Annotated in this window: 18 protein-coding genes; 5 read left to right on the forward strand and 13 right to left on the reverse strand. The window is 66.2% G+C overall.

Annotated features, from left to right (window positions below; genetic code table 11):
• The first annotated feature begins 36 nt into the window (after nt 1-36).
• Complete coding sequence (locus tag PVV74_RS18905) at nt 37-816, forward strand: enoyl-CoA hydratase-related protein (RefSeq protein ID WP_103764286.1); 780 nt, start codon at nt 37-39, stop codon at nt 814-816.
• Between the two features lie 483 nt (nt 817-1299).
• Here PVV74_RS18905 and gltA read toward each other — a convergent pair whose 3' ends face one another.
• Both gltA and gltX read right to left on the reverse strand, forming a co-directional pair.
• Complete coding sequence (gltA, locus tag PVV74_RS18910; RefSeq protein ID WP_103764287.1) at nt 1300-2595, reverse strand: citrate synthase; 1296 nt, start codon at nt 2593-2595, stop codon at nt 1300-1302.
• A gap of 72 nt (nt 2596-2667) precedes the next feature.
• The gene (gltX, locus tag PVV74_RS18915) at nt 2668-4077 is read right to left on the reverse strand and encodes a glutamate--tRNA ligase (RefSeq protein WP_274594312.1); all 1410 of its coding nucleotides are present in this window, start codon (nt 4075-4077) and stop codon (nt 2668-2670) included.
• Between the two features lie 86 nt (nt 4078-4163).
• Here gltX and PVV74_RS18920 point away from each other — a divergent pair, with 86 nt between their 5' ends.
• On the forward strand, nt 4164-6194 hold the full coding sequence (locus PVV74_RS18920; RefSeq protein ID WP_338020435.1) for a ComEC/Rec2 family competence protein: 2031 nt from the start codon (nt 4164-4166) through the stop codon (nt 6192-6194).
• A 110-nt stretch (nt 6195-6304) separates the two neighbouring features.
• Here PVV74_RS18920 and lexA read toward each other — a convergent pair whose 3' ends face one another.
• From lexA to PVV74_RS18950, 6 genes are all read right to left on the reverse strand, one after another.
• Complete coding sequence (gene lexA, locus PVV74_RS18925; RefSeq protein WP_103764244.1) at nt 6305-7021, reverse strand: transcriptional repressor LexA; 717 nt, start codon at nt 7019-7021, stop codon at nt 6305-6307.
• Nucleotides 7022-7104: 83 nt separating this feature from the next.
• Nucleotides 7105-8277 (reverse strand): molybdopterin molybdotransferase MoeA, encoded by a 1173-nt coding sequence (locus PVV74_RS18930; RefSeq protein WP_274594314.1) that lies wholly within the window; start codon nt 8275-8277, stop codon nt 7105-7107.
• Complete coding sequence (gene moaC, locus PVV74_RS18935; RefSeq protein WP_274594315.1) at nt 8274-8750, reverse strand: cyclic pyranopterin monophosphate synthase MoaC; 477 nt, start codon at nt 8748-8750, stop codon at nt 8274-8276. The genes PVV74_RS18930 and moaC overlap by 4 nt, the downstream gene beginning before the upstream one ends.
• Nucleotides 8750-9565 carry an indole-3-glycerol phosphate synthase TrpC gene (gene trpC / locus PVV74_RS18940; protein WP_103764247.1) on the reverse strand — a complete coding sequence of 272 codons (816 nt, stop codon included), beginning with the start codon at nt 9563-9565 and terminating at the stop codon, nt 8750-8752. Before trpC ends, moaC begins: the two co-directional genes overlap by 1 nt.
• The gene (gene trpD, locus PVV74_RS18945; protein WP_274594316.1) at nt 9562-10584 is read right to left on the reverse strand and encodes an anthranilate phosphoribosyltransferase; all 1023 of its coding nucleotides are present in this window, start codon (nt 10582-10584) and stop codon (nt 9562-9564) included. The genes trpC and trpD overlap by 4 nt, the downstream gene beginning before the upstream one ends.
• Entirely contained in the window at nt 10581-11162 is a 582-nt protein-coding gene (locus PVV74_RS18950) for an anthranilate synthase component II (RefSeq protein ID WP_103764289.1), read from the reverse strand. The genes trpD and PVV74_RS18950 overlap by 4 nt, the downstream gene beginning before the upstream one ends.
• Nucleotides 11163-11298: 136 nt before the next feature.
• On the opposite strand from PVV74_RS18950, the gene PVV74_RS18955 reads away from it, so the two are divergent.
• Together PVV74_RS18955 and PVV74_RS18960 are read left to right on the forward strand one after the other, a co-directional pair.
• Entirely contained in the window at nt 11299-12843 is a 1545-nt protein-coding gene (locus PVV74_RS18955; protein ID WP_274594317.1) for a divergent polysaccharide deacetylase family protein, read from the forward strand.
• A 158-nt stretch (nt 12844-13001) separates the two neighbouring features.
• A complete protein-coding gene (locus PVV74_RS18960; protein WP_274594318.1) occupies nt 13002-14096 on the forward strand; it encodes a histidine kinase dimerization/phosphoacceptor domain -containing protein in 1095 nt (364 codons plus the stop codon).
• Between the two features lie 59 nt (nt 14097-14155).
• On the opposite strand, the gene PVV74_RS18965 is transcribed toward PVV74_RS18960, so the two are convergent.
• Genes PVV74_RS18965 through gpt form a run of 5 tightly spaced genes read right to left on the reverse strand, consistent with a single transcriptional unit; the run spans nt 14156 to nt 19862 of the window.
• Nucleotides 14156-14695, reverse strand: a complete 540-nt coding sequence (locus PVV74_RS18965; RefSeq protein WP_274594319.1) for a pseudouridine synthase — start codon at nt 14693-14695, stop codon at nt 14156-14158.
• Nucleotides 14696-14749: 54 nt separating this feature from the next.
• Entirely contained in the window at nt 14750-16261 is a 1512-nt protein-coding gene (trpE, locus tag PVV74_RS18970) for an anthranilate synthase component I (protein WP_274594320.1), read from the reverse strand.
• A gap of 11 nt (nt 16262-16272) precedes the next feature.
• Nucleotides 16273-18114, reverse strand: a complete 1842-nt coding sequence (locus PVV74_RS18975) for a peptidyl-prolyl cis-trans isomerase (RefSeq protein WP_274594321.1) — start codon at nt 18112-18114, stop codon at nt 16273-16275.
• A gap of 50 nt (nt 18115-18164) precedes the next feature.
• A complete protein-coding gene (locus PVV74_RS18980) occupies nt 18165-19352 on the reverse strand; it encodes an aminotransferase (RefSeq protein WP_274594322.1) in 1188 nt (395 codons plus the stop codon).
• A gap of 9 nt (nt 19353-19361) precedes the next feature.
• Nucleotides 19362-19862 (reverse strand): xanthine phosphoribosyltransferase, encoded by a 501-nt coding sequence (gpt, locus tag PVV74_RS18985; RefSeq protein ID WP_103764255.1) that lies wholly within the window; start codon nt 19860-19862, stop codon nt 19362-19364.
• A gap of 113 nt (nt 19863-19975) precedes the next feature.
• On the opposite strand from gpt, the gene PVV74_RS18990 reads away from it, so the two are divergent.
• The gene (locus tag PVV74_RS18990) at nt 19976-20443 is read left to right on the forward strand and encodes a polyketide cyclase (RefSeq protein ID WP_103764256.1); all 468 of its coding nucleotides are present in this window, start codon (nt 19976-19978) and stop codon (nt 20441-20443) included.
• Nucleotides 20444-20446: the final 3 nt, after the last annotated feature.

The raw sequence follows: 20446 nt of genomic DNA on the forward strand, positions 1-20446 counted from the left end.
TTGATTGGCGTCAAACGCCAGATGGAGGCCCGCCCGATGACCACCTATCAGACCCTGACCTATGACCTGACCGACGACATCGCCGTGCTGCGGATGAACCGCGCTGACAAGATGAACGCGCTCAATACCCAGATGCGGGCCGAGATTACCGATGCGATGCAGCGCGCCGGGCGCGAGGCGCGGGTGGCGGTGCTGACCGGCAATGGCAAGGCGTTCTGTTCGGGGCAGGACCTGTCGGACAACGGCACGGCGGCGGCGCTGGACGTGGAGCGCGTGCTGCGCGACGAGTACGAGCCGATGCTGCGGATGATCTCGGACTGCCCGGTGCCGACCATCGCGGCGGTGAACGGCCCGGCGGCAGGGGCGGGGGCCAACCTGGCGCTGGCCTTCGACGTTGTGATCGCGACCGAGAGCGCCTATTTCCTGCAGGCTTTTGCGCGGATCGGCCTGATCCCGGATGCGGGCGGCACCTACTGGATGCCGCGGCAGGTCGGCGCGGCCAAGGCGATGGGCGCGGCGCTCTTTGCCGAGCCGATTTCGGCGCGGCAGGCGGATGCCTGGGGCCTGATCTGGGAGGCGGTCGAGGATAACGCGTTCGAGATGCACTGGCAGGCGCGGGCGGCGCATCTGGCCAAGGGACCGACGGCGGCCTATGGCGGGATCAAGCGCGCGGTGCGCGGCAGTTGGGAAAACGGGTTCGACAAGCAGTTGGACCTGGAGGCGCAGTTGCAGGGCGAATGCGGCCGGACACGGGATTTCCAGGAAGGTGTGACCGCCTTCCTGGACAAGCGCAAACCGGAATACGAGGGGCGCTGATCAGGCGACGCGTTCGACCAGTTCCACGTCGCTGAGCACGAACGAGCCGCCAAGCCCGGCCAGGATTGCGGCGGGGCGCCGTCGAGGCTCAGTACCGCGGCGCCGACGACATCCTTCAGGCTGAGGTCCGGCAGGTCGCTGCCCTCCTATGTCAGCACCAGCAACTCCTCGTTCACCTCGAAATCCATGATGTTGGCCGGGCTGCCGGCAAAAAGTGGGGCTGCTGCCGATGAAAAGGTCAAAGCTGTCGCCACCGGTCACCGTGTCGTCCTGGCCCAAGATCATGATGTCCCAAGATGCCGAGTATCACCATGATGTGCCCTTAACCGACCAGTTGCAGCAATCATGGCGCAGCCGACTGAATCGTAAGTAAATGTACGATCGGGTCCGCCCCGTCGGTTGGCTAAAATTTCAATAACCGGACGGCGCAACGAAAAACGCCCCGCACTGGCGGGGCGTTTTGCAGAAGAGCGGGTGCGGCGCTTACCGGTTTTCCATATCCACGTAATCGCGCAGCGTTTCGCCCATGTAAAGCTGGCGCGGGCGGCCGATTTTAAGTTGCGGATCGCCGATCATTTCCTTCCACTGGGAAATCCAGCCGACCGTGCGGCTGAGCGCGAAGATGGGCGTGAACATCGACGTCGGGAAGCCCATCGCCTCGAGGATGATGCCCGAGTAGAAATCCACGTTCGGGAACAGCTTCTTCTCGGTGAAATAGGGATCGTCGAGCGCCGCGGCCTCAAGCTCCTTGGCAACCTGAAGCGTGGGGTTGTTTTCCACGCCCAGAAGGTCAAGCACTTCGTCGGCGGATTGTTTCATCACCTTGGCGCGGGGGTCGAAATTCTTGTAGACGCGGTGACCGAAGCCCATCAGGCGGAACGGATCGTCCTTGTCCTTGGCGCGCGCGATGAATTCCGGGATGCGGTCGGGCGTGCCGATTTCCTGCAGCATTTCCAGGCAGGCCTGGTTGGCGCCGCCATGGGCCGGGCCCCAGAGGCAGGCGATGCCCGCTGCAACGCACGCAAACGGGTTGGCGCCCGACGAAGACGCGAGCCGCACCGTGGAGGTCGAGGCGTTCTGCTCGTGGTCGGCATGGAGCGTGAAGATGCGGTCCATGGCGCGCGAAAGGATCGGGTTAACCTCGTAATCCTCGGCCGGGACGGCAAAGCACATGCGCAGGAAGTTCGAGGCATAGTCGAGCTCGTTGCGCGGATACACGAAGGGCTGGCCCAGCGTGTACTTGTAGGCCATCGAGGCGATCGTCGGCATCTTGGCGATCAGGCGGATCGTCGCGACCTCGCGTTGCCACGGGTCCGAAATGTCGGTGCTGTCGTGGTAGAACGCCGAAAGCGCGCCCACGACGCCGACCATGATGGCCATCGGATGCGCGTCGCGGCGATAGCCGCGGAACAGGAACTGCATCTGTTCGTGCAGCATGGTGTGGTTGGTCACGCGGGTCTCGAAATCTTCCAGCTGGGCGGCGGAGGGCAGTTCGCCGTAAAGCAGCAGGTAGCACACCTCGAGATAGTGCGATTTCTCGGCCAGCTGGTCGATCGGGTAGCCGCGGTGCAGAAGCTCGCCCTTGCCGCCGTCGATATAGGTGATCGTGCTGTCGCAGCTGGCGGTCGAGGTGAAGCCGGGGTCATAGGTGAACACGCCCGCCTGCGCATAGAGCTTGCGGATGTCGATCACGTCCGGTCCGGCGGTGGGCGAATAGATCGGAAGCTCGTAGTCGTTGCCTTCGATCGTCAGTTTCGCGGATTTGGTACTGTCTGCCATCAGGGTCTCCCTCGTCACGCCGCGGCGCGTGGCGCGCCTTGGCTGCATATTCCAGCACGCCTTACGAACGGGTTAACCGTTCTGCGAGGCAGCATCATTCAGTCGGGCGAGGGATTCCTCCCGGCCCAGGACCAGCATCATGTCAAACACGCTAGGTGTTGCCGCCCGACCGGCCAGCGCGGCCCGCATCGGGCCGGCCAGCTTGCCGAACTTGATATCCTTGGATGCCGCGAACGCATTTGCGGCTTCTTCCAGATCGTTGCGCGACCAGTTAGCATTTTGCAAGTGCGGCGTCAATTCGTTCAGTATACCACGGGATACCGCGTCGAGCTGCGCGGCGGCCTTCTCGTCCGGGCGGATCGGGCGGTTCGCCAGGATAAACTGCGCCTTATCAAGCAGTTCCGGGAAGGTCTTTGCGCGTTCTTTGAGGCAATACATGCCGTCCAGCATGAGGGCCCGTGTCGGCTCGGGCAAGGGCGCGGATTCCGTCACGTCAAGGAATTCATTCAATTCATGCAGCAGCGCAGCATCGTCGCTTGCGGCGATGTGCTGGCCGCAGAGATTTTCCAGCTTCTTGAAGTCGAACCGGGCCGGGGACTTGCCGATGCCGTCGAGGTCGAACCATTGCTGCGCCTGGTCATCCGTGAAGAACTCGTCGTCGCCGTGGCTCCACCCGAGGCGGGCGAGATAGTTGCGCATCCCCGCGGCCGGGTAGCCCTGCTTGTGGTACTCGTCGACGCCGAGGGCGCCGTGCCGCTTGCTCATCTTCTTGCCGTCGGGGCCGTGGATCAGCGGGATATGGGCATAGACCGGCAGGGGCCAGTCCATCGCGGTGTAGATCAGCATCTGGCGGGCGGCGTTGTTGAGGTGGTCGTCGCCGCGGATGACATGCGTGACGCCCATGTCGTGATCGTCCACCGCGACGGCGAGCATGTAGACGGGCGTGCCGTCCGAGCGCAGCAGGACCATGTCGTCCAGCTGATCATTGCGGATGGTGACGTCGCCCTGCACCTTGTCGGCGATGGTGGTCGTGCCGTCGAGCGGGGCCTTGATGCGGATGACGTAGGGCGCATCGGGGTGCGTCGCGGGGTCGGCATCGCGCCACGGGCTGCGGTAGAGGGTGGAGCGGCCCTGGGCCTTGGCCTCATCGCGGAAGGCCTGGATTTCTTCCTGCGTGGCGAAGCACTTGTACGCCTGACCCTTGGCCAGCAATTCGTTCGCCACCTCGGCGTGCCGGTCGGCGCGGGCGGCTTGGCTGACCACGTCGCCGTCATGGTCCAGGCCCAGCCATGCCAGCCCGTCGAGGATGGCCTGCGTCGCCTCGGGGGTCGATCGCGCGCGGTCGGTATCTTCGATCCTGAGCAGGAAAGACCCGCCGTGACGCCGTGCGAAAAGCCAGTTGAAGAGCGCCGTGCGCGCCCCACCGATATGCAGGTATCCGGTCGGCGAAGGGGCAAAACGGGTGACAACTGGCTGCGACATGGGGCCGGTTAACCTTTCGGTAAGCATGGGAGACGTATCAATAACGGTGCCTGTCTATCGGCCCATGAAAAGGGAGACAAGCCTTGGTGCTTTGGCAGCGTGCCGTCGCCGCGTGGCTGGATCAGCGCGGGCACCTGTTTGCATGGGTGCCGGTGATGCTGGCGTGCGGCATCGGGCTCTATTTCGGGCTGAAGTCCGAACCGCCGGTCTTGGTTTACGTGGCGTTGGCCGGGGGCATTGGCGGGGCACTTGTGGTGCTGCGCCTGGTGGACGCGGGACTGGCGCCGGTGATCTGGGCCGTGGCGCTGGTCGCACTCGGGCTCTGCATCGCGGCGTTTCGGGCGCATGGCGTGGCGGATGCCAAGCTGGGCTGGCGTTATTACGGCCCGGTCGAGGGGCGGGTGGTGGATATCGACCGCTCCAGCTCGGACGCGCTGCGGGTGACGCTGGACCGGGTGGTGCTGCGCAACATGGGCCCCGATATCACGCCCGGGCGCGTGCGGGTGTCGTTTCATGGCGCGGCGGAGGGGGCCGATCCGCAACCGGGCGAGACGCTGATCCTGACCGCGCACCTGTCGCCGCCCGCAGGCCCGGTGGAGCCGGGCGGCTTCGATTTCCAGCGGCACGCTTGGTTCATGGGGCTGGGCGCGGTGGGGTATACGCGCACGCCTGTCCTGCTGCTGGAACCGGCGTCGGGCGGACAGGTGCTGTTCAAGACGCGCATGGCCCTGTCGGGCCGCATCCAGGCGCAGATGCCGGGTGAAGCCGGCGCCTTTGCCGCCGCGATCATGACCGGGGACCGCTCGGGCATGGGGCAGGAGACGCTGACCGCGCTGCGCGTGTCGAACCTGGCGCACCTGCTGGCCATTTCGGGCCTGCACATGGGCCTGCTGGCTGGGTTCGTCTTTGCCGCCTTGCGGCTGGGGATGGCGGCTGTGCCGGGCTGGGGGCTGCGCCTGCCGACGAAAAAGATCGCGGCGGTGGGCGCGCTGGCGGCGGCGGCGGGGTACCTGGCGTTGTCGGGCGGCAACGTCGCCACGGAACGCGCCTTTGTCATGGTGGCGGTGATGCTGCTGGCGGTGCTGGCGGACCGGCGGGCCTTGTCCTTGAGGGCCGTGGCGCTGGCGGCCTGCATCATCCTGATGCTGCGGCCCGAAGCGTTGATGGGGCCGGGGTTCCAGATGTCTTTTGCGGCAACGACGGCGCTGGTGGCGGTCTTCGGCGCCTTGCGCGACCTTGACTGGCGCTTGGGGCCCAAATGGATGCGGCCGGTCTGGGCGGTCGTCATGTCGTCCTTCGTGGCCGGGCTGGCGACGGCGCCGATTGCCGCCGCGCATTTCAACCAGATCGCGCATTTCGGGCTGGTGGCGAACCTGATGAGCGTGCCGTTGATGGGCGTGCTGGTCATGCCCATGGCGGTGCTGGCGGGGCTCTTGATGCCCTTTGGACTGGAAGGACTGGCGCTGGCGGTGATGCAGCCCGCGCTGGAGTGGATCCTGGGCGTGGCGCATTGGGTCTCGGGGCTGGAGGGCGCGCGCGGTACCGTGGTTCGCCCCGGTCCGTGTGTGCTGCCGCTCTTGTCGCTGGGCCTGCTCTTGGTCGTGCTGTGGCAGGGGCAGGCGCGGTTCGCGGGCGTGGCGCCGGTGGCGCTGGCCTTCGTTCTGTGGGCGCAGGCGGAGCGGCCCGATATCCTTGTCTCCGACAATGGCAGCCTGGTGGGGGTGATGACGCCCGAGGGGCGGGCGCTGTCCACGGGTCGTGCCTCCGGCTTTGTCGCGATGAACTGGCTGGAGAATGACGGCGATCCGGTGGATCAGGAGGGGGCGTTCGCCCGCTGGACCAAGGTGGCGGGCGGCGAGGGCTGGCCGATCACCGCCGTGCGGGGCAAGCGCGCGGCGGAAGAATTTACCGATTGCGCCGCGAAGGAGTGGGTGGTGTTCAACAACGTGCCGAAGGTGGAATTGCCATGCCGCGCGATCCATCCCGGTACGTTGAAAGAGACGGGCGCGCTGGCGATCTGGCGAGAGAACGATGGCCTTCGGGCCGTGACCGCCCGCGACATGACGGGCGCGCGGCTTTGGAACACGGACCGCCGGCGGCGGTCCGACTGGCGTTAAAGCGTTTCGCCATTCACCAGAGGCATCAGCTGAAGGCGAAACGCGTGCAACGATTGGCCGTAGTGCTGCGTTTCGCGATAAGCTGTGATCCAGGTTTATCGCGAAACGCTTTAGTAGGTGCGGATGAGGCCGACGAGGCGGCCCTGTACCTTGACCTGATCCTCGGGCAGCACACGGGTCTCGTAGGCCGGGTTCGCGGCCTCGAGTGCGATGGCGTTACCACGGCGGTAGAATTTCTTCAGCGTTGCTTCCTGGTCGTCCACCAGCGCCACGACGATATCGCCGTTGTCCGCCGTCGATGTCTCGCGGATCACCACCACGTCGCCGTCGTTGATGCCCGCCTCGATCATCGAGTCGCCCTTGACCTCCAGCGCGTAATGCTGGCCGGGACCGGCGATCATGCCGCCGGGAACGGCGACATTGTGGCTGGCATGGGCAATCGCCTCGATCGGGACACCGGCGGCGATGCGGCCCATGACAGGCAGTTCCAGCGCGTGCACCGGCTCGACCGGCTGGGCGTTGGCGGGCTGTGCGGCCTCGGGGCGGTCGCCCTCGATCACGCGGGGGGTAAAGCCGCCGCTTTCGCCGCCGCCGATCGCTTCGCCGCCCATGCTTTCGGGCAGCTTGATGATTTCCAGCGCCCGGGCCCGGTGGGCGAGGCGGCGGATGAAGCCGCGTTCTTCCAGGGCCGTGATCAGGCGGTGGATGCCGGATTTCGAACGCAGGTCCAGCGCATCCTTCATCTCGTCAAAGCTGGGCGGCACGCCATCGCGTTGCACCCGCTTGTGAATGAATTCCAACAGGTCGAGCTGCTTTTTCGTCAGCATTTTTCCACGTCTCCACGATCCATGCGTTTACATTTGTTCTACGCATGTTCTCGTTTTGTGTCAACGGGTCTGTGGATAAGCGGTCAGATCGGAACGTATTCGATCCAGTCGCCCTGCGCCCGGGGGGCGTCGTCGGCGGGCCGGATCAGCAGGGCATTGGCGCGGGCCAGCACCGACAGCATCCCGCTGTCCTGGCTGCGTTCGGGCAGGATGGTGCCGTCCTCGACCTGGGCGCGCATGTAATGTTCGCGCGGGCCGCCGGGACCTATGTCGGCGGCAAGCCTGGCAGAGAGACGCGGGGCGGGGTGTGCACCCAAGCCCTGCATCGCGCGGATCATCGGCGCCATGAAGACATGCCCGCAGACCATGGCCGAAACCGGGTTGCCGGGCAGCCCGAGCATGGCCGCGTCCCCCATCCGGCCCGCCATCAGGGGTTTGCCGGGGCGCATTCTGACCTTGTAGAACGCGCGTTCCATGCCGAGATCGCCCGCGACCTTGCCCACGAGGTCATGATCGCCCACCGACGCGCCGCCGATCGTGATGACGAGATCGGCGCCTTTGGCCAGGTCGAAGGCGGTCTCCAACGACTCGCGCGTGTCGCCGGCGATGGGCAGCATCCGGGGCTCGGCGCCCAGGGTGTCAAGCAGGGCGCAGAGGCCAAAGGAATTGGACGCGATGATCTGGTCGGGGCCGGGATCTTCGCCCGGCATCACCAGCTCGTCGCCCGTGGCGATGAGCGCGACCTTGGGTTTGCGGGTGACGGTGACGTCGGCCACGTTCATCGAGGCAAGCAGTGCGACATCCTCGGGGGAGAGCAGGCGCGGGGACTCGATCCGGTCGCCAACCTTGAAGTCGCCACCTCGGGGGCGGATGTTCGGCTTGTCGTCAAGCCTGTCGCCTAGCGTGATACGGTCGCCGTCGCGGCTGACGTCCTCTTGTATGACCACCTTGTCTGCGCCCTCGGGCACCGGCGCGCCGGTGAAGATGCGCACGGCCTGACCGGAGCGGACCGTGCCGTCAAAGCCGTGTCCGGCGGCGGCTTCGCCGATCACGTCGAAACTGGCGCCCGGTGTGGCCTCGGCCTCGTTCAGCGCGTAGCCGTCCATGGAGGAGGCGTCAAACGGCGGCTGATCGCGTCGCGCCTCGGCAGGCTGGGCCAGAACGCGGCCATGTGCCTCGCGCAGAGGGACGGTTTCCGGCTCCAACTGGGAGACGAGCGAGAAGAGGTGGTTAAGAGCCTGGTCGACGGTGATCATTTTGCCTCGTAACGGCCTGATTTTCCGCCGTCTTTCAGCACCACGCGCAAGCCGCCTATTTCCATCGCGCGGTCGACGGCCTTGGCCATGTCATAGACCGTCAACGCCGCGGTGCTGGCGGCGGTCAGCGCCTCCATCTCCACCCCGGTCTGGCCGGTGGTCTTGACCGTCGCCTCGATCCGGATGCCGGGCAGGTCGGGGTCGGGCGTAAGCTCCACCGCTACCTTGGCGATGGGCAGCGGGTGGCAGAGCGGGATCAGTTCGGATGTGCGCTTGGCGCCCATGATCCCGGCAAGGCGCGCAACGGACAGGACATCACCCTTCTTGGCGCGGCCTTCGATAATGATATCAAAGGTTTCAGGCGCCATCTTCACGTGACATTCGGCCACGGCCACACGGTCCGTCACGTCCTTTTCAGAGACGTCGACCATGTGGGCATCGCCCTTGCCGTCGAAATGGGTGAGCCCGGCCATCAGACGTGCGCCGCCGGGGTGGTACCCGACAGGATATCGCGGGTGGCGGCGGTGACGTCTTCCTGCCGCATCAGGCTTTCACCGATGAGGAAACAGCGCGTGCCGTAGCGGGCCATCTCGGCCAGGTCGTCACTGGTGTAAAGCCCGCTTTCCGAGATCAGCAGGTGATCGATCGGGGCCAGCCGTGCCAGCCGCTTGGTGACATCGAGCGAGGTCTCGAACGTGTTCAAATCGCGGTTGTTGATGCCCAGAAGGTTGGATTTGAGCACGCCGGTGCGCTCCAGTTCCGCCTCATTGTGCACCTCGATCAGCGCGTCCATGCCTTGCGCGATTGCGGCCTCTTCCAGTTCGATCGCCTGCGCGTCGCTGACCGAGGCCATGATGATCAGGATGCAGTCGGCGCCCCAGGCGCGGGCCTCGACCACCTGGTAGGGGTCATAGAGGAAATCCTTGCGCAGCACCGGCAGATCGCACGCCTCGCGGGCCTGCGCCAAGTACTCGGGCGCACCCTGGAAGCTGGGCGTGTCGGTCAGCACCGACAGGCAGGTGGCGCCGCCCTCGGCATAGGCCGCGGCGAGCGCGGCGGGGTCGAAATCCTCGCGGATCAGACCCTTGGAGGGGCTGGCCTTCTTGATCTCGGCGATCAGGCCGAAACCGGTCTTGCTGGCCTGCAAGAGCGCGTCGCCGAATGGGCGCACGGTCGGGGCATTCGCGGCCTCGGATTCAAGCGTTTCCAGAGGCTTGTCGGCCTTGGCTGCGGCGACTTCCTCGAGTTTGTAGGCCTTGATCTTCTCAAGGATGGACGGCGTGCTCATGCGGCCTCCGATGTGATTTTGGCAAGTGTTTCGATCCGGGCGCGGGCGGCACCGCTGTCGATGCTGTCGCGGGCCTGCTCGACGCCTTGCCTGAGGTCGTCTGCTTGGCCCGCCACCACAAGGGCTGCGGCGGCATTGAGCAGTACGGCGTCGCGGTAGGCGCCCGGCGCCCCGTCCAGAAGGGCGCGGAACGCGCGGCCGTTTTCCTCGGGCGTGCCGCCCAGGATGTCCTCGAAGGGGTGGACGGGCAGACCCGCGTCCTCGGGGTGGATTTCCGCCTCGCGGATTGTGCCGTCTTCCTCCAGCGCCGCCAGTTGGCTGGGGAAGGAGATGCTCAACTCGTCTGTGCCGTCGCCGCCATGCACCAGCCAGGCCCGCTCGGACCCGAGCTTGCCGAGGGTTTCGGCCATGGGACGGATGAGGTCGGCGCTGAACGCACCCGTCAGCTGGCGTTTGACGCCGGCGGGGTTGGTGAGCGGGCCGAGGATGTTGAAGATCGTGCGCGTGCCAAGCTCCGCCCGGACCGGGCCGACATGGGCCATGGCCGGGTGATGCATGGGCGCCATCATGAAGGCGATGCCCGCGCTTTCCAAAGCCTTTTCAACCACATCAGGGCCGACCATCACGTTGATTCCCATCTGCGTGAGAGCATCGGCCGCGCCGGACTTTGAACTGAGGTTGCGGTTGCCGTGCTTGGCCACGGGCACGCCCGCGCCGGCCACGACGAAGGCAGTGGCGGTCGAGATGTTCAGCGTGCCCTTGCCGTCGCCCCCGGTGCCGACGATGTCCATCGCGCCGGCGGGCGCGCGGACCTTGTTGCACTTGGCGCGCATCACGGCGGCGGCTGCGGCGTATTCGTCCACCGTCTCGCCGCGCGTGCGCAGGGCCATCAGGAAGCCGCCCATCTGGGCGGGCGTCGCCTCGCCCTCGAAGAGGGTGGTAAAGGCCGTTTCGGCCTCTTCCCGGGTTAGGGGACGGTCGGCGGCGGCGCCGATCAGGGGCTTCAGGCTGTCACTCACGCGGGCACCTTCATGACGTCGAGAAAATTCTGCAAAAGAGCGTGGCCATGTTCCGAGCGTATCGATTCGGGGTGGAACTGGACACCGTGGATGGGAAGCGTCCGGTGTTGCAGGCCCATGATCGTACCATCGTCAAGTTCTGCCGTGATATCAAGCACATCCGGGCAGGTGTCGCGCGCCACGACAAGGGAGTGATAGCGCGTCGCCTCGAACGGGGTGGGCAGCCCGGCAAAGACGCCAGAGGCAGTGTGGTGCATCGTGCCCATCTTGCCATGCACGATATCGGAATGCCGTGTGACCGTGCCGCCGAAGACCTCGCCGATGGCCTGATGGCCGAGGCAGACGCCCAAGAGCGGCGTGCGCGTGTCCGCCGCCGCTTCGATCAGCGCCTTGCAGATGCCCGCCTGCGACGGCGTGCCGGGGCCGGGCGACAGGAGGATCCCCGCGGGTTTCATCGCCATCGCCTCCTGCACGTTCAGCGCGTCGTTGCGATGCACCTGCACGTCCGCGCCCAGCTCGCCCACATATTGCACGAGGTTGTAGGTGAAACTGTCGTAGTTATCGATGAGCAGCAGCATGTCGCCAATTTCCCGTCCGCGCCGTGTCATTTCGGGCCTATGACCCGGCATTTCAATCGGGGTATAGATGCTCAGGGTTGCGCGGCAGGGTCAAGAGGCGCAAAACTGTTAAGAAAGAAATAAGAGGGCAATAGCAGTGTTACGCGGATTTCTTGCCGGAGTGGTGTCGGGAACGGCCTTGTCGGGAATACTTCTGGCCGGGGCCTCGGTGCTGAGCGGAATGCCGGGGAATACCCCGCCGGAGGCGACGCCGGTCGAAGTGCCGGCCGGGTCGGAGTTCGACCAGTCGCGCGACGACGACGCGGCCTCGTTGCCGCAGTTGCAGGAAACGCCCACGCCTGACTCCGTGCCGCAGGTAACCGCGCCCGAACCTGACGATCTTAGCTCGATGGACGGCGCCGACACCACCTCGTCGGGGCAGCCCGAAACCGGCCAGCCCGAAACGGGGCTGAGCACGCCGGAGACGCCCGAGGGTGACAGCGGCCTGAGCGTGGGCAACGAGGAGCCGGTGCTGCCCAACCCGCAGGCCCAGGCGCCCGAGGCACCGTCGGGCGAGGACGACCTGTCGATTTCCACCGAACCGGCGCAGCCGGCGCTGCCGGACCCCGGAGAGGAAAGCACCGCATTCCCCGAGCCTGAAGGCGCGGATGCCCCCGAGGCGGACAGCGAACCGCAAGCCGAGGCCGAGAGCGGCTCTGGCTCTCAGACGATCCCGGAAACCACGCCCGAGACCTCTGACAGCGACGTGGCCGCGCCGGAGCCACAGGACGACCCGGTCGTCGACGCACCGCAGGAGGCGGAAGAGTCGGCCTCGCCTTTGGCAGAAGCGGACGAAGAGGCTGCGGAGGCAACGAGCGACACGGAAGAAACCGGCACGATCGGTGATATTGCAGAAGGCGTGACCACCAACCGGTTGCCCACCGCCATCGACCCCGCGCCTGAAGCCGAAGCCGGGACCGCAGACGTGTCAGCCGAAGATGCAACCGAAGAGACGGAAGCAGACACCCTGCCGCCGGTCGAACGCTTCGCCGCCCAGTTCGACAACCCCGAGGACAAGCCGCTGATGTCGATCATCCTGATCGACGATGGCACCAGCCCGATCGGCCCCGCCGCGCTGGCCGATTTTCCCTATCCGCTGAGCTTTGCCGTGGATGCTTCGTATGCCAATGCCGCTGACACCGCCGCGAAGTATCGTGCGGCGGGGATGGAGGTTCTGGCCATGGTCAACCTGCCGCAGAATGCCGCCGCGAGCGACGCGGAAACGTCGATGAGTGTTCTGCTGGAGGCCGTTCCCGAGGCGGTGGCGGTTTTCGAGGGGACAGGCACCGGGCTCCAATCCAGCCGCGAGGCCGCCGAACAGCTGGCGCCGATCCTGAAGGACAGCGGCCATGGCCTGGTAATGTTTCCCAACGGGCTGAACACGGCGCAGAAGCTGATCGCGCGCGAGGGCGTGCCGTCGGCCACGGTGTTCCGCGATTTCGATTCCAACGGTCAGAACGCCGCTGCCGTGCGCCGGTTCCTCGATCAGGCCGCGTTCCGCGCGGGCCAGGAAGAGGGCGGGGTGATCATGGTGGGCCGGCTGCGCCCGGACACGATCAGCGCGCTCTTGCTCTGGGGGCTTCAGGACCGGGCGGCCAGCGTGGCGCTGGCGCCGGTCTCGGCGGTGCTGACGGCCGAGTAGGCCAGTTCTGCGTGACGTGACGGTGCGCGCGACGCCTGTTGCGCCACATGTGCGGGATATCGTAGAGGTCGTAGGGAAACAGGTCATTTGCCACAGGCGACGTCGTGGACCTGACGGTGACATCGACCAATTGACCACAGTTCGGGACAGTAATTTCAATGGAAGCCGTCCATCACCCGCTGCAACAGCACAGGCTTGCCGCGCTGCACGACTTCGAGATCCTCGACACGGACCCCGAGCAGGAGTTCGACGAGATCGTGAAGCTGGCCGCGGCGGCCTGTGGCACGGCGATCTCGGTGGTCAATTTCATTGACGCGGAACGGCAATGGTTCAAGGCGGAAACCGGACTTGGCGTGCGCGAGACGCCGCTGGCAACCTCGATCTGCGCCCATGTGATCCTCGAAGAGGAGTTTGCCGAAATCCGGGACACGCTGGAAGACCCCCGGATGCAGGACAACCCGCTGTGCTGTGGCGAGCCGGGCCTGCGCTTTTATGCCGGGGCGTTGCTGACCACCCAGGAGGGGCTGCCGCTGGGCACGATGTGCGTTCTGGATTACGAGCCCCGTGAACTGACCGCGTTGCAGCGCGACACCCTGCGCGTTCTGGCGCGGCAGGTCATGGCCCTGCTGGAGATGCGCAAGGCGTTGCGGTCGGCCGACATCCTGCGCCGCGAGGTCGATCACAGGGTCAAGAATTCGCTGCAATCGCTGTCGTCCTTTACAAATCTGCAAACCAGGGCCTTTGCCGCGGACGAGGCGAAACTGGCCCTGTCGATGGTCAAGACCCGGATCGACGCGCTGACACAGCTGCACGACATGCTGTACCAATCCGATGAACTCAGCGTGGTCGAATTGGGTCAGTACCTCACCCAGGTCTGCGCCCAGCTCGAAGGGCTGGCGCCGGCTGAAGTCACGGTCGAGGTCGCGGCGGTATCGGTGTCGGTCGTGGCACAGCAGGCCGTCGCCGTGGGCACGTTCGTGAACGAATTTGTCGCGAATTCCTTCAAGCACGGATTTCCCGACGGGCAGGGCGGTGCGGTCAGGGTCGATCTCGGTCTCGAACCGGACGGGCGTGTCCGGCTGACCTGTTCGGATAGCGGTGTCGGTCTTCCGCCCGACCACGGCGCAAAGACGAGCGGCCTGGGGATGAAGATCGCCGAAGTCGTCTGCATGGAGCTTGGTACGGACCTGGACCTGCGAAACGGCACGCATGGTGTCGTTGCGACGCTGACATTCACCCCAGAGGCGGCATAGGGCGGTTCGCGTCCCCCCCCCGACGCGACGGATGACCGACGCGCGCCCTGCCGCCCGGTTCAGGCGTGGCGCCACGTGCCGGGCTCTATCCCGTCCAGCGTGAAGTCGCCCACCCGCCAGCGCACCAGCCGCAGGGTGGGGTGGCCAACATCGGCCGTCATGCGACGGACCTGCCGGTTGCGGCCTTCCGAGATGGTGATCTCCAGCCAGCAATCCGGCACCGATTTGCGGAACCGCACCGGCGGGTCACGCTCCCAGATGTCGGGCGGGGCGATGCGGCGGACTTTTGCGGGACGTGTCGGACCGTCCTTCAAGGTGACGCCGCGTGTCAGCGCGTCGAGCGCGGCGGCATCGGGGTCGCCCTCGACCTGCACCAGATAGGTTTTCTCGGTCTTGAACTTCGGGTTCGACAGGCGCGCCTGCAGCTTGCCGTCATCCGTCAACAGCAAGAGCCCCTCGCTGTCGCGGTCCAGACGCCCGGCGGGATAGATGCCGGGGATGTCGATATAGGCCGAGAGCGTCGGGCGGGGACTGCCCTCGGTGCCCTTGTCGGTGAACTGCGACAGGACGCCGTGGGGTTTGTTGAAGAGGATCAGCATGCGTGGCGGTGGAGGTGTGCGCAAGGCGCCGCGATGGTGGGGTGGAACCCCACCCTACGTGTTGCCGTCGCCGGTGAAGCGCGTGGCATCGGCGGCGGCGCGGCGGATGGCGTTGGATTTGTGGACGGTTTCCATGTACTCGGCCTCGGCGTCGCTGTCATAGACCACGCCGCCGCCCGCCTGGATGTAAAGTTTGCCGTCCTTCACCACAGCCGTGCGCAGGGCGATGCAGACATCCATGTCGCCGGTGCAGCTGAAATAGCCGACGCCGCCGCCATAGACGCCGCGCTTTTCGGGCTCCAGTTCGTCGATGATTTCCATCGCGCGGACCTTGGGGGCACCACTGACCGTGCCGGCGGGCAAGCCGGCCAGAAGGGCCGAGAGGGCGTCGTGTTCGTCGGAAAGCTCACCCACCACGTTCGACACGATGTGCATCACGTGGCTGTAGCGCTCGATGATGAATTCCTCGGTGGGGCGCACCGTGCCGATTTTCGCCACGCGGCCCACGTCGTTGCGGCCCAAGTCCAGCAGCATCAAGTGCTCGGCAAGCTCTTTTTGATCGCCCAGTAGGTCGGCCTCGTTGGCGCGGTCCTCTTCGGGGGTGGCACCGCGGGGGCGGGTGCCGGCGATGGGGCGGATCGTGACCTCGCCGTCCATGACCCGCACGAGGATTTCGGGGCTGGCGCCCACCACCTGGAAACCGCCGAAGTTGAAATAGAACATGAAAGGCGACGGGTTGGTGCGCCGCAGGCTGCGGTATAACGCGAAGGGCGGCTGCGGAAAGTCCTGCGTCCAGCGTTGGCTGGGCACGACCTGAAAGATATCGCCCGCGCGGATGTATTCCTTGGCCTGCTCGACGGCGGCCTTGTAGCCGTCGCGGGTGAAGTTGCTGACCGGCTCGCCCACCTCGTGCGCATCGCCCAGGTCGCGGGCCTGCTGGGGCAAGGCGCGTTCGAGGTCGCGCACCGCGTCCATGACCCGTTCGGCGGCCTGGGCATAGGCCGCGCGGGGGCTTTGACCGTCGCTGACCCAGGCAGGGGCCACGACGATCACCTCGCCCTTCACCCCGTCCAGCACGGCCACGACCGAGGGGCGGATCATCACCGCGTCGGGCAGGCCCAGCGGGTCGGGGTTCACGTCGGGCAGGTGTTCCACCAGCCGGATCATGTCGTAGCCAAGGTAGCCGAAAAGGCCCGCGCTGGCGGCGGGCAGGTCGCTTGGCAGGCCGATCCGGCTCTCGGAGATCAGCGCGCGCAGCGTGTCGAGCGGCGAGCCGTCCAGCGCCTCGAACGCGTCGCCGTCGAAGCGGGCCTGCCGGTTGACGCGGCTGGTCTGCCCGTGGCATTGCCAGATCAGGTCGGGCTTCATCCCGATCATGGAGTAGCGACCGCGCACCTCGCCGCCCGTGACGGATTCCAGCAAGAACGCATCGCGGGCCGCGCCCGTCAGCTTCAGCATCAGGGACACGGGCGTGTCGAGGTCGGCGGCCAACCGGGCATAGACGACCTGGTTCTGCCCGGCCTCGTAGCCCTTGGCAAAATCCTCGAATGTCGGGGTGAGGTCCAACGCAGGCGCCCTTACTGGAAGTTGTTGTGCACGGCGTTCAGCGCACCCTGATCGAAATTGACGCCCGCACGGGCGCGGATGTCATTGGCCAGCACCTGGAACAGGTCCTGTGACAGGCCGCCCGCGGTTTCGTTGCGGAGGAACTGGTCGATCTGTTGCAGGTCGCCATCCTCGGGATCGGGGTCCTGAACCGTGTTCAGCTTCAGTACGAAGATGCGACCATTGCCGTTGATCACCTCGACATCGCCCACGTCCATGCCGAAGACGGTCTCGATGAATTCCTGAGGCGCTTCCTCGATGAAGCCGCGGCGGGTGACTTCCTCGCTGCCGTCAACGGTCAGTTCGACCTCCTCGAAGCTTTCGCCGGCGGCGAGTCGACCGACTTTGCCGGCCACCTGTTCGCGCAGAAGCTCATTGATCTTGGTCTCGGTCCACGCGGCGTTGACGGCGTCGCGGACCTCCTCGAGCGGTTGCAGGGTGGGGGGAACGACCTCGTCAAGACGCATGGCGAAGATGCCGCCATCCTCCAGTTCGATCACCTCCGGATAATCGTCCTCGCTCAGGTTGGCCGCAGCGGCGCGAAAACCCTCGTAGGCGGCGATATCCTCGGACATGCCGGGATGCCAGTCGATGCTGGCAACGCGCATGGCGGTCTCGGCGCCCAGATCCTCGATCGTGGCGCCGCCCGCCAGAAGGTCATCAACGGCGTCGACGCGGCCCTCGACCACGCGGCGGGCGCGGTCGGCGGCGATGATGTCGCGCAGTTCCGGCTCGGCCTCTTCGAAGGTGGTTTCCTGTGCCTGCAGCACCGCGTTCACGCGGAACAGCGCGGGGCCGATGCTGCTGGGGAGGGGGCCGACCACTTCGGACGGGGCGGCCTCGAAAACGGTTTCGGCGGCCTCGCCCAGGTCGGCGGCCTCGACGGTGCCCATGTCGGTATCGGCCAGTTCCAGCCCGCGTTCGGCCACCAGGTCCTCGAAGCTGGCCTCGCCTTCGTCAAGCCGGGCCATCGCGGCCTCGGCGGCTTCGGTGTCGGAAAAGACCAGCCGTTCGACCAGCCGGCGCTCGGGCTGGACGAATTCGTCGCGCCGCGCCTCGTAGGCGTCGCGCAGGGCCTGCTCGTCGACTTCGACCGTGTCGAGGATCATTTCGGGCGTCAGCCACGCATAGGTGATGCGCTTGACCTCGGGGCGGGTGAACATCGCCTCGTTCTCGGAATGGAAGGCGGCAAGATCCGCGTCGTCCGGCTCGGGCAGGCCGACCTCCAGATCCTCGCGCCCGAGGATGGCCCATTCGATGCCGCGCTGTTCGCCCAGATATTGCAGCATGGTGTCGGTATAGATTTCGGGCATTGTGACGCCCGACAGCACGGCAGCCTGCACGAAGCTGCGGGCGATCTCGCGGCGGATGTCGTCCTCGAACTCGGATTCGTTCATGCCCATGCGGTCGAGGGCAAAGCGGTAGGCCTCGCGGTCGAATTCGCCGCCGGGGCCGATGAATTGCTGCATCGAGGTGATCTGATCGGCCAGATTGGCGTCACCAACCGAGATGTTGTTGACGATGGTTTCATGGTCCAGCGCGCCCTGCACGGTCAGCTGGCCCATGACCCGCTCGGGGATGTTCCTCTGCTGGGCCTGGGCAAAGCTGATGCTTTCACCGCTGTCGGCCTCGGCGGCGCGGATCTCGTTCTGAAGGCCCTGGAAATAGTCCTGGACCGAGATCTCGGCCTCGCCCACGGTGCCGACCGTGCGCAGGGTGCCCGACAGGCTGGTGACGCCGAAGCCGCCGAGACCGAGGATCAGGAGACCCATCAAGCTCCAGACAAGCGGTTTCGTGATGCTTTTGGCTGCCATTTGGCCTCCCCCGGGGCTGCTCTTGCGTTCAGGCCTGTCTAAGGCCGGTTTCAGCGAGGAGCAAGGGGCCAGTCGAGACCGGCCAGCCGGTCGAAGAGCGTGCCGATCTCGGCGCGGTTCACGTTGGCAAAGGCCACGCGCAGTTCGCGCTTGCCCTGCGCGTCACCGGCGGGTTGGAACATGGTGCCGGGCAACAGCAGGATGCCGGCCTCGGCCACCAGTTTCTGCGCCAGTTCATCGGACGGCATGGCGAAGGGATGGCGGAGATAGGCGAAATACGCCCCACAGCCCATCAGTTTCCAGCCCGCGCCGTCGATCTTGGCCATGTTGTCCGAAATGGCGGCGCGGCGGTCGAGGATCTCGTCGCGTTCGCCGGCCAGCCATTGGCTGAGGTTCTGCATCCCCCAAAGGGCGGCGATCTGGCCCAGCTGGTTGGGGCAGATGGTGACGGTGTCGAGGAACTTCTCGGCCTCGGCCAGGCGCGTGCGGCTGGCGACCATGGCACCCACGCGGTGACCGGTCAGGCGGTAGGCCTTGGAGAAGGAGTAAAGCTGAATGAGCGTGTCGTCCCATGAGGGGTCGGTGAAGAGGTCATGCGGCGCGCCACTGCGGGCGTCGAAATCGCGGTAGGTCTCATCCACGATGAGCGCGATGCCGTGACGGCGGGCCAGATCGAAGAACGCCCGCACCAGTTCGGCGGGATATTCCACGCCGCCGGGGTTGTTCGGTGTGACCAGCGAGATGGCCCGCGTGCGCGGCGTGATCAGGGCCTCGGCCCGCTCGGGGTCAGGCAGCAGTGCGTCGTCGGTGGGCAGGGGCACGGAGGTGACGCCCTGCATGTCGAGCCACATCTTGTGATTGAAGTACCACGGGGTGGGCAGGATGACCTCGTCGCCCTCGGTGCACAGCCCGGCAATCGTGGCGGCAAAGGCCTGGTTGCAGCCCGAGGTGATGGCGACCTGGTCTGCCGCGATAGCGCCGCCATAGGCCCCGCACCACTGCCGGGCCACTTCCTCGCGCAGATCCGGACGGCCCAGAACGGGGCCGTAAAGATGCGCCTGCGGCTCGTTCAGCGCGGCCTCGGCAATGACCTGGCGCAGCTGGTCGGGCGGCGGGTCCACCGGGGCGGCCTGGCTGACGTTGATCAGCGGGCGCTCGGGCGGGAAGGTGACGCCCTCCAGCCAGCGCCGCGCCTCCATCACCGGGGGCGAAAAGGTCGTCTCGGTGCGGCTTGTCATGATGTGTCCTCAGGCCCCGCGATAGGGTTCGACATATTGCAGGGCCATGTCCCAGGGGAAGAAGATCCAGGTGTCCTGGCTGACCTCGGTGACGAAGGTATGGACCAGCTCGCGCCCCTGCGGTTTGGCATAGACGGTGGCCACATGCGCCTTTGGCAGGGCGGCGCGGACCACTTCCAGCGTCTTGCCGGTGTCCACGAGATCATCGACGATCAGCACGCCCGTCCCATCGCCCACGAGGTCCGGGTCGGGGGATTTCAGGATCTGCGGCTTGCCTTGCGTCTGGTGGCTGTAGGATTTCACGCTGATCGTATCGACCGCGCGAATGTCCAGTTCCCGTGCCACGATCATCGCGGGCGCCATGCCGCCGCGGGTGATGGCCACGACGGCCTTCCAGTCGGCATCGGCAGGCGCCTCGTCCTGCAACCGCCAGGCCAGCGCTCGTGCGTCGCGGTGCAGTTGATCCCAGCTGACGTGGAAGCCTTTTTCGTGGGGCAGGCGGTCGGTCATCTCAAGCGGTCTCCTTTGCCTTATTCGTCTAGCGCAACACCGCGCAAAGCGAAAGCCGGGTTTTGCGCGCGGGCCGGGGCGGTGTACCCTGCGCCGCGAAAGGAATGCTGCAAATGGCCTCGCGCACGCTTGTCTCCGAATGGCGCCTGCCCGGCACGGTCGAGGAGGTGGTCAATGTGCTGGGCGACGCCGAGGCGCTGACCGACTGGTGGGGCGACGTCTACCTGAGCGTGGAGACCCTGAAAGACGGCGACGAAAACGGCGTGGGGCGCGTGGTGGCGTTTCACAGCCGGGGCAAGCTGCCCTACACGCTGCGCTGGCGCGGCGAGGTGATCTCGGTGCAGGATGACGGCTGGACGATCCGCGCCCGCGGCGACCTCGAAGGGCAGGGCGTCTGGGCCTTCGCGCAGGAGGGTGACGTCGCCGTGGCCCGCTATGTCTGGACAGTGGGTGTGGAGCGGCCCTGGATGCGGATCATGGCGCCGATCCTCTGGCCGGTTTTCATCGCCAACCACAGATGGGCCATGGCCCGTGGCGAAGAGGGGTTGCGCCGCGAACTGGTGCGGCGGCGCAACGGGTAAGGC

The sequence above is a fragment of the Roseovarius sp. SK2 genome, from assembly GCF_028807495.1.
In the GTDB taxonomy this organism is placed as follows: domain Bacteria; phylum Pseudomonadota; class Alphaproteobacteria; order Rhodobacterales; family Rhodobacteraceae; genus Roseovarius; species Roseovarius confluentis.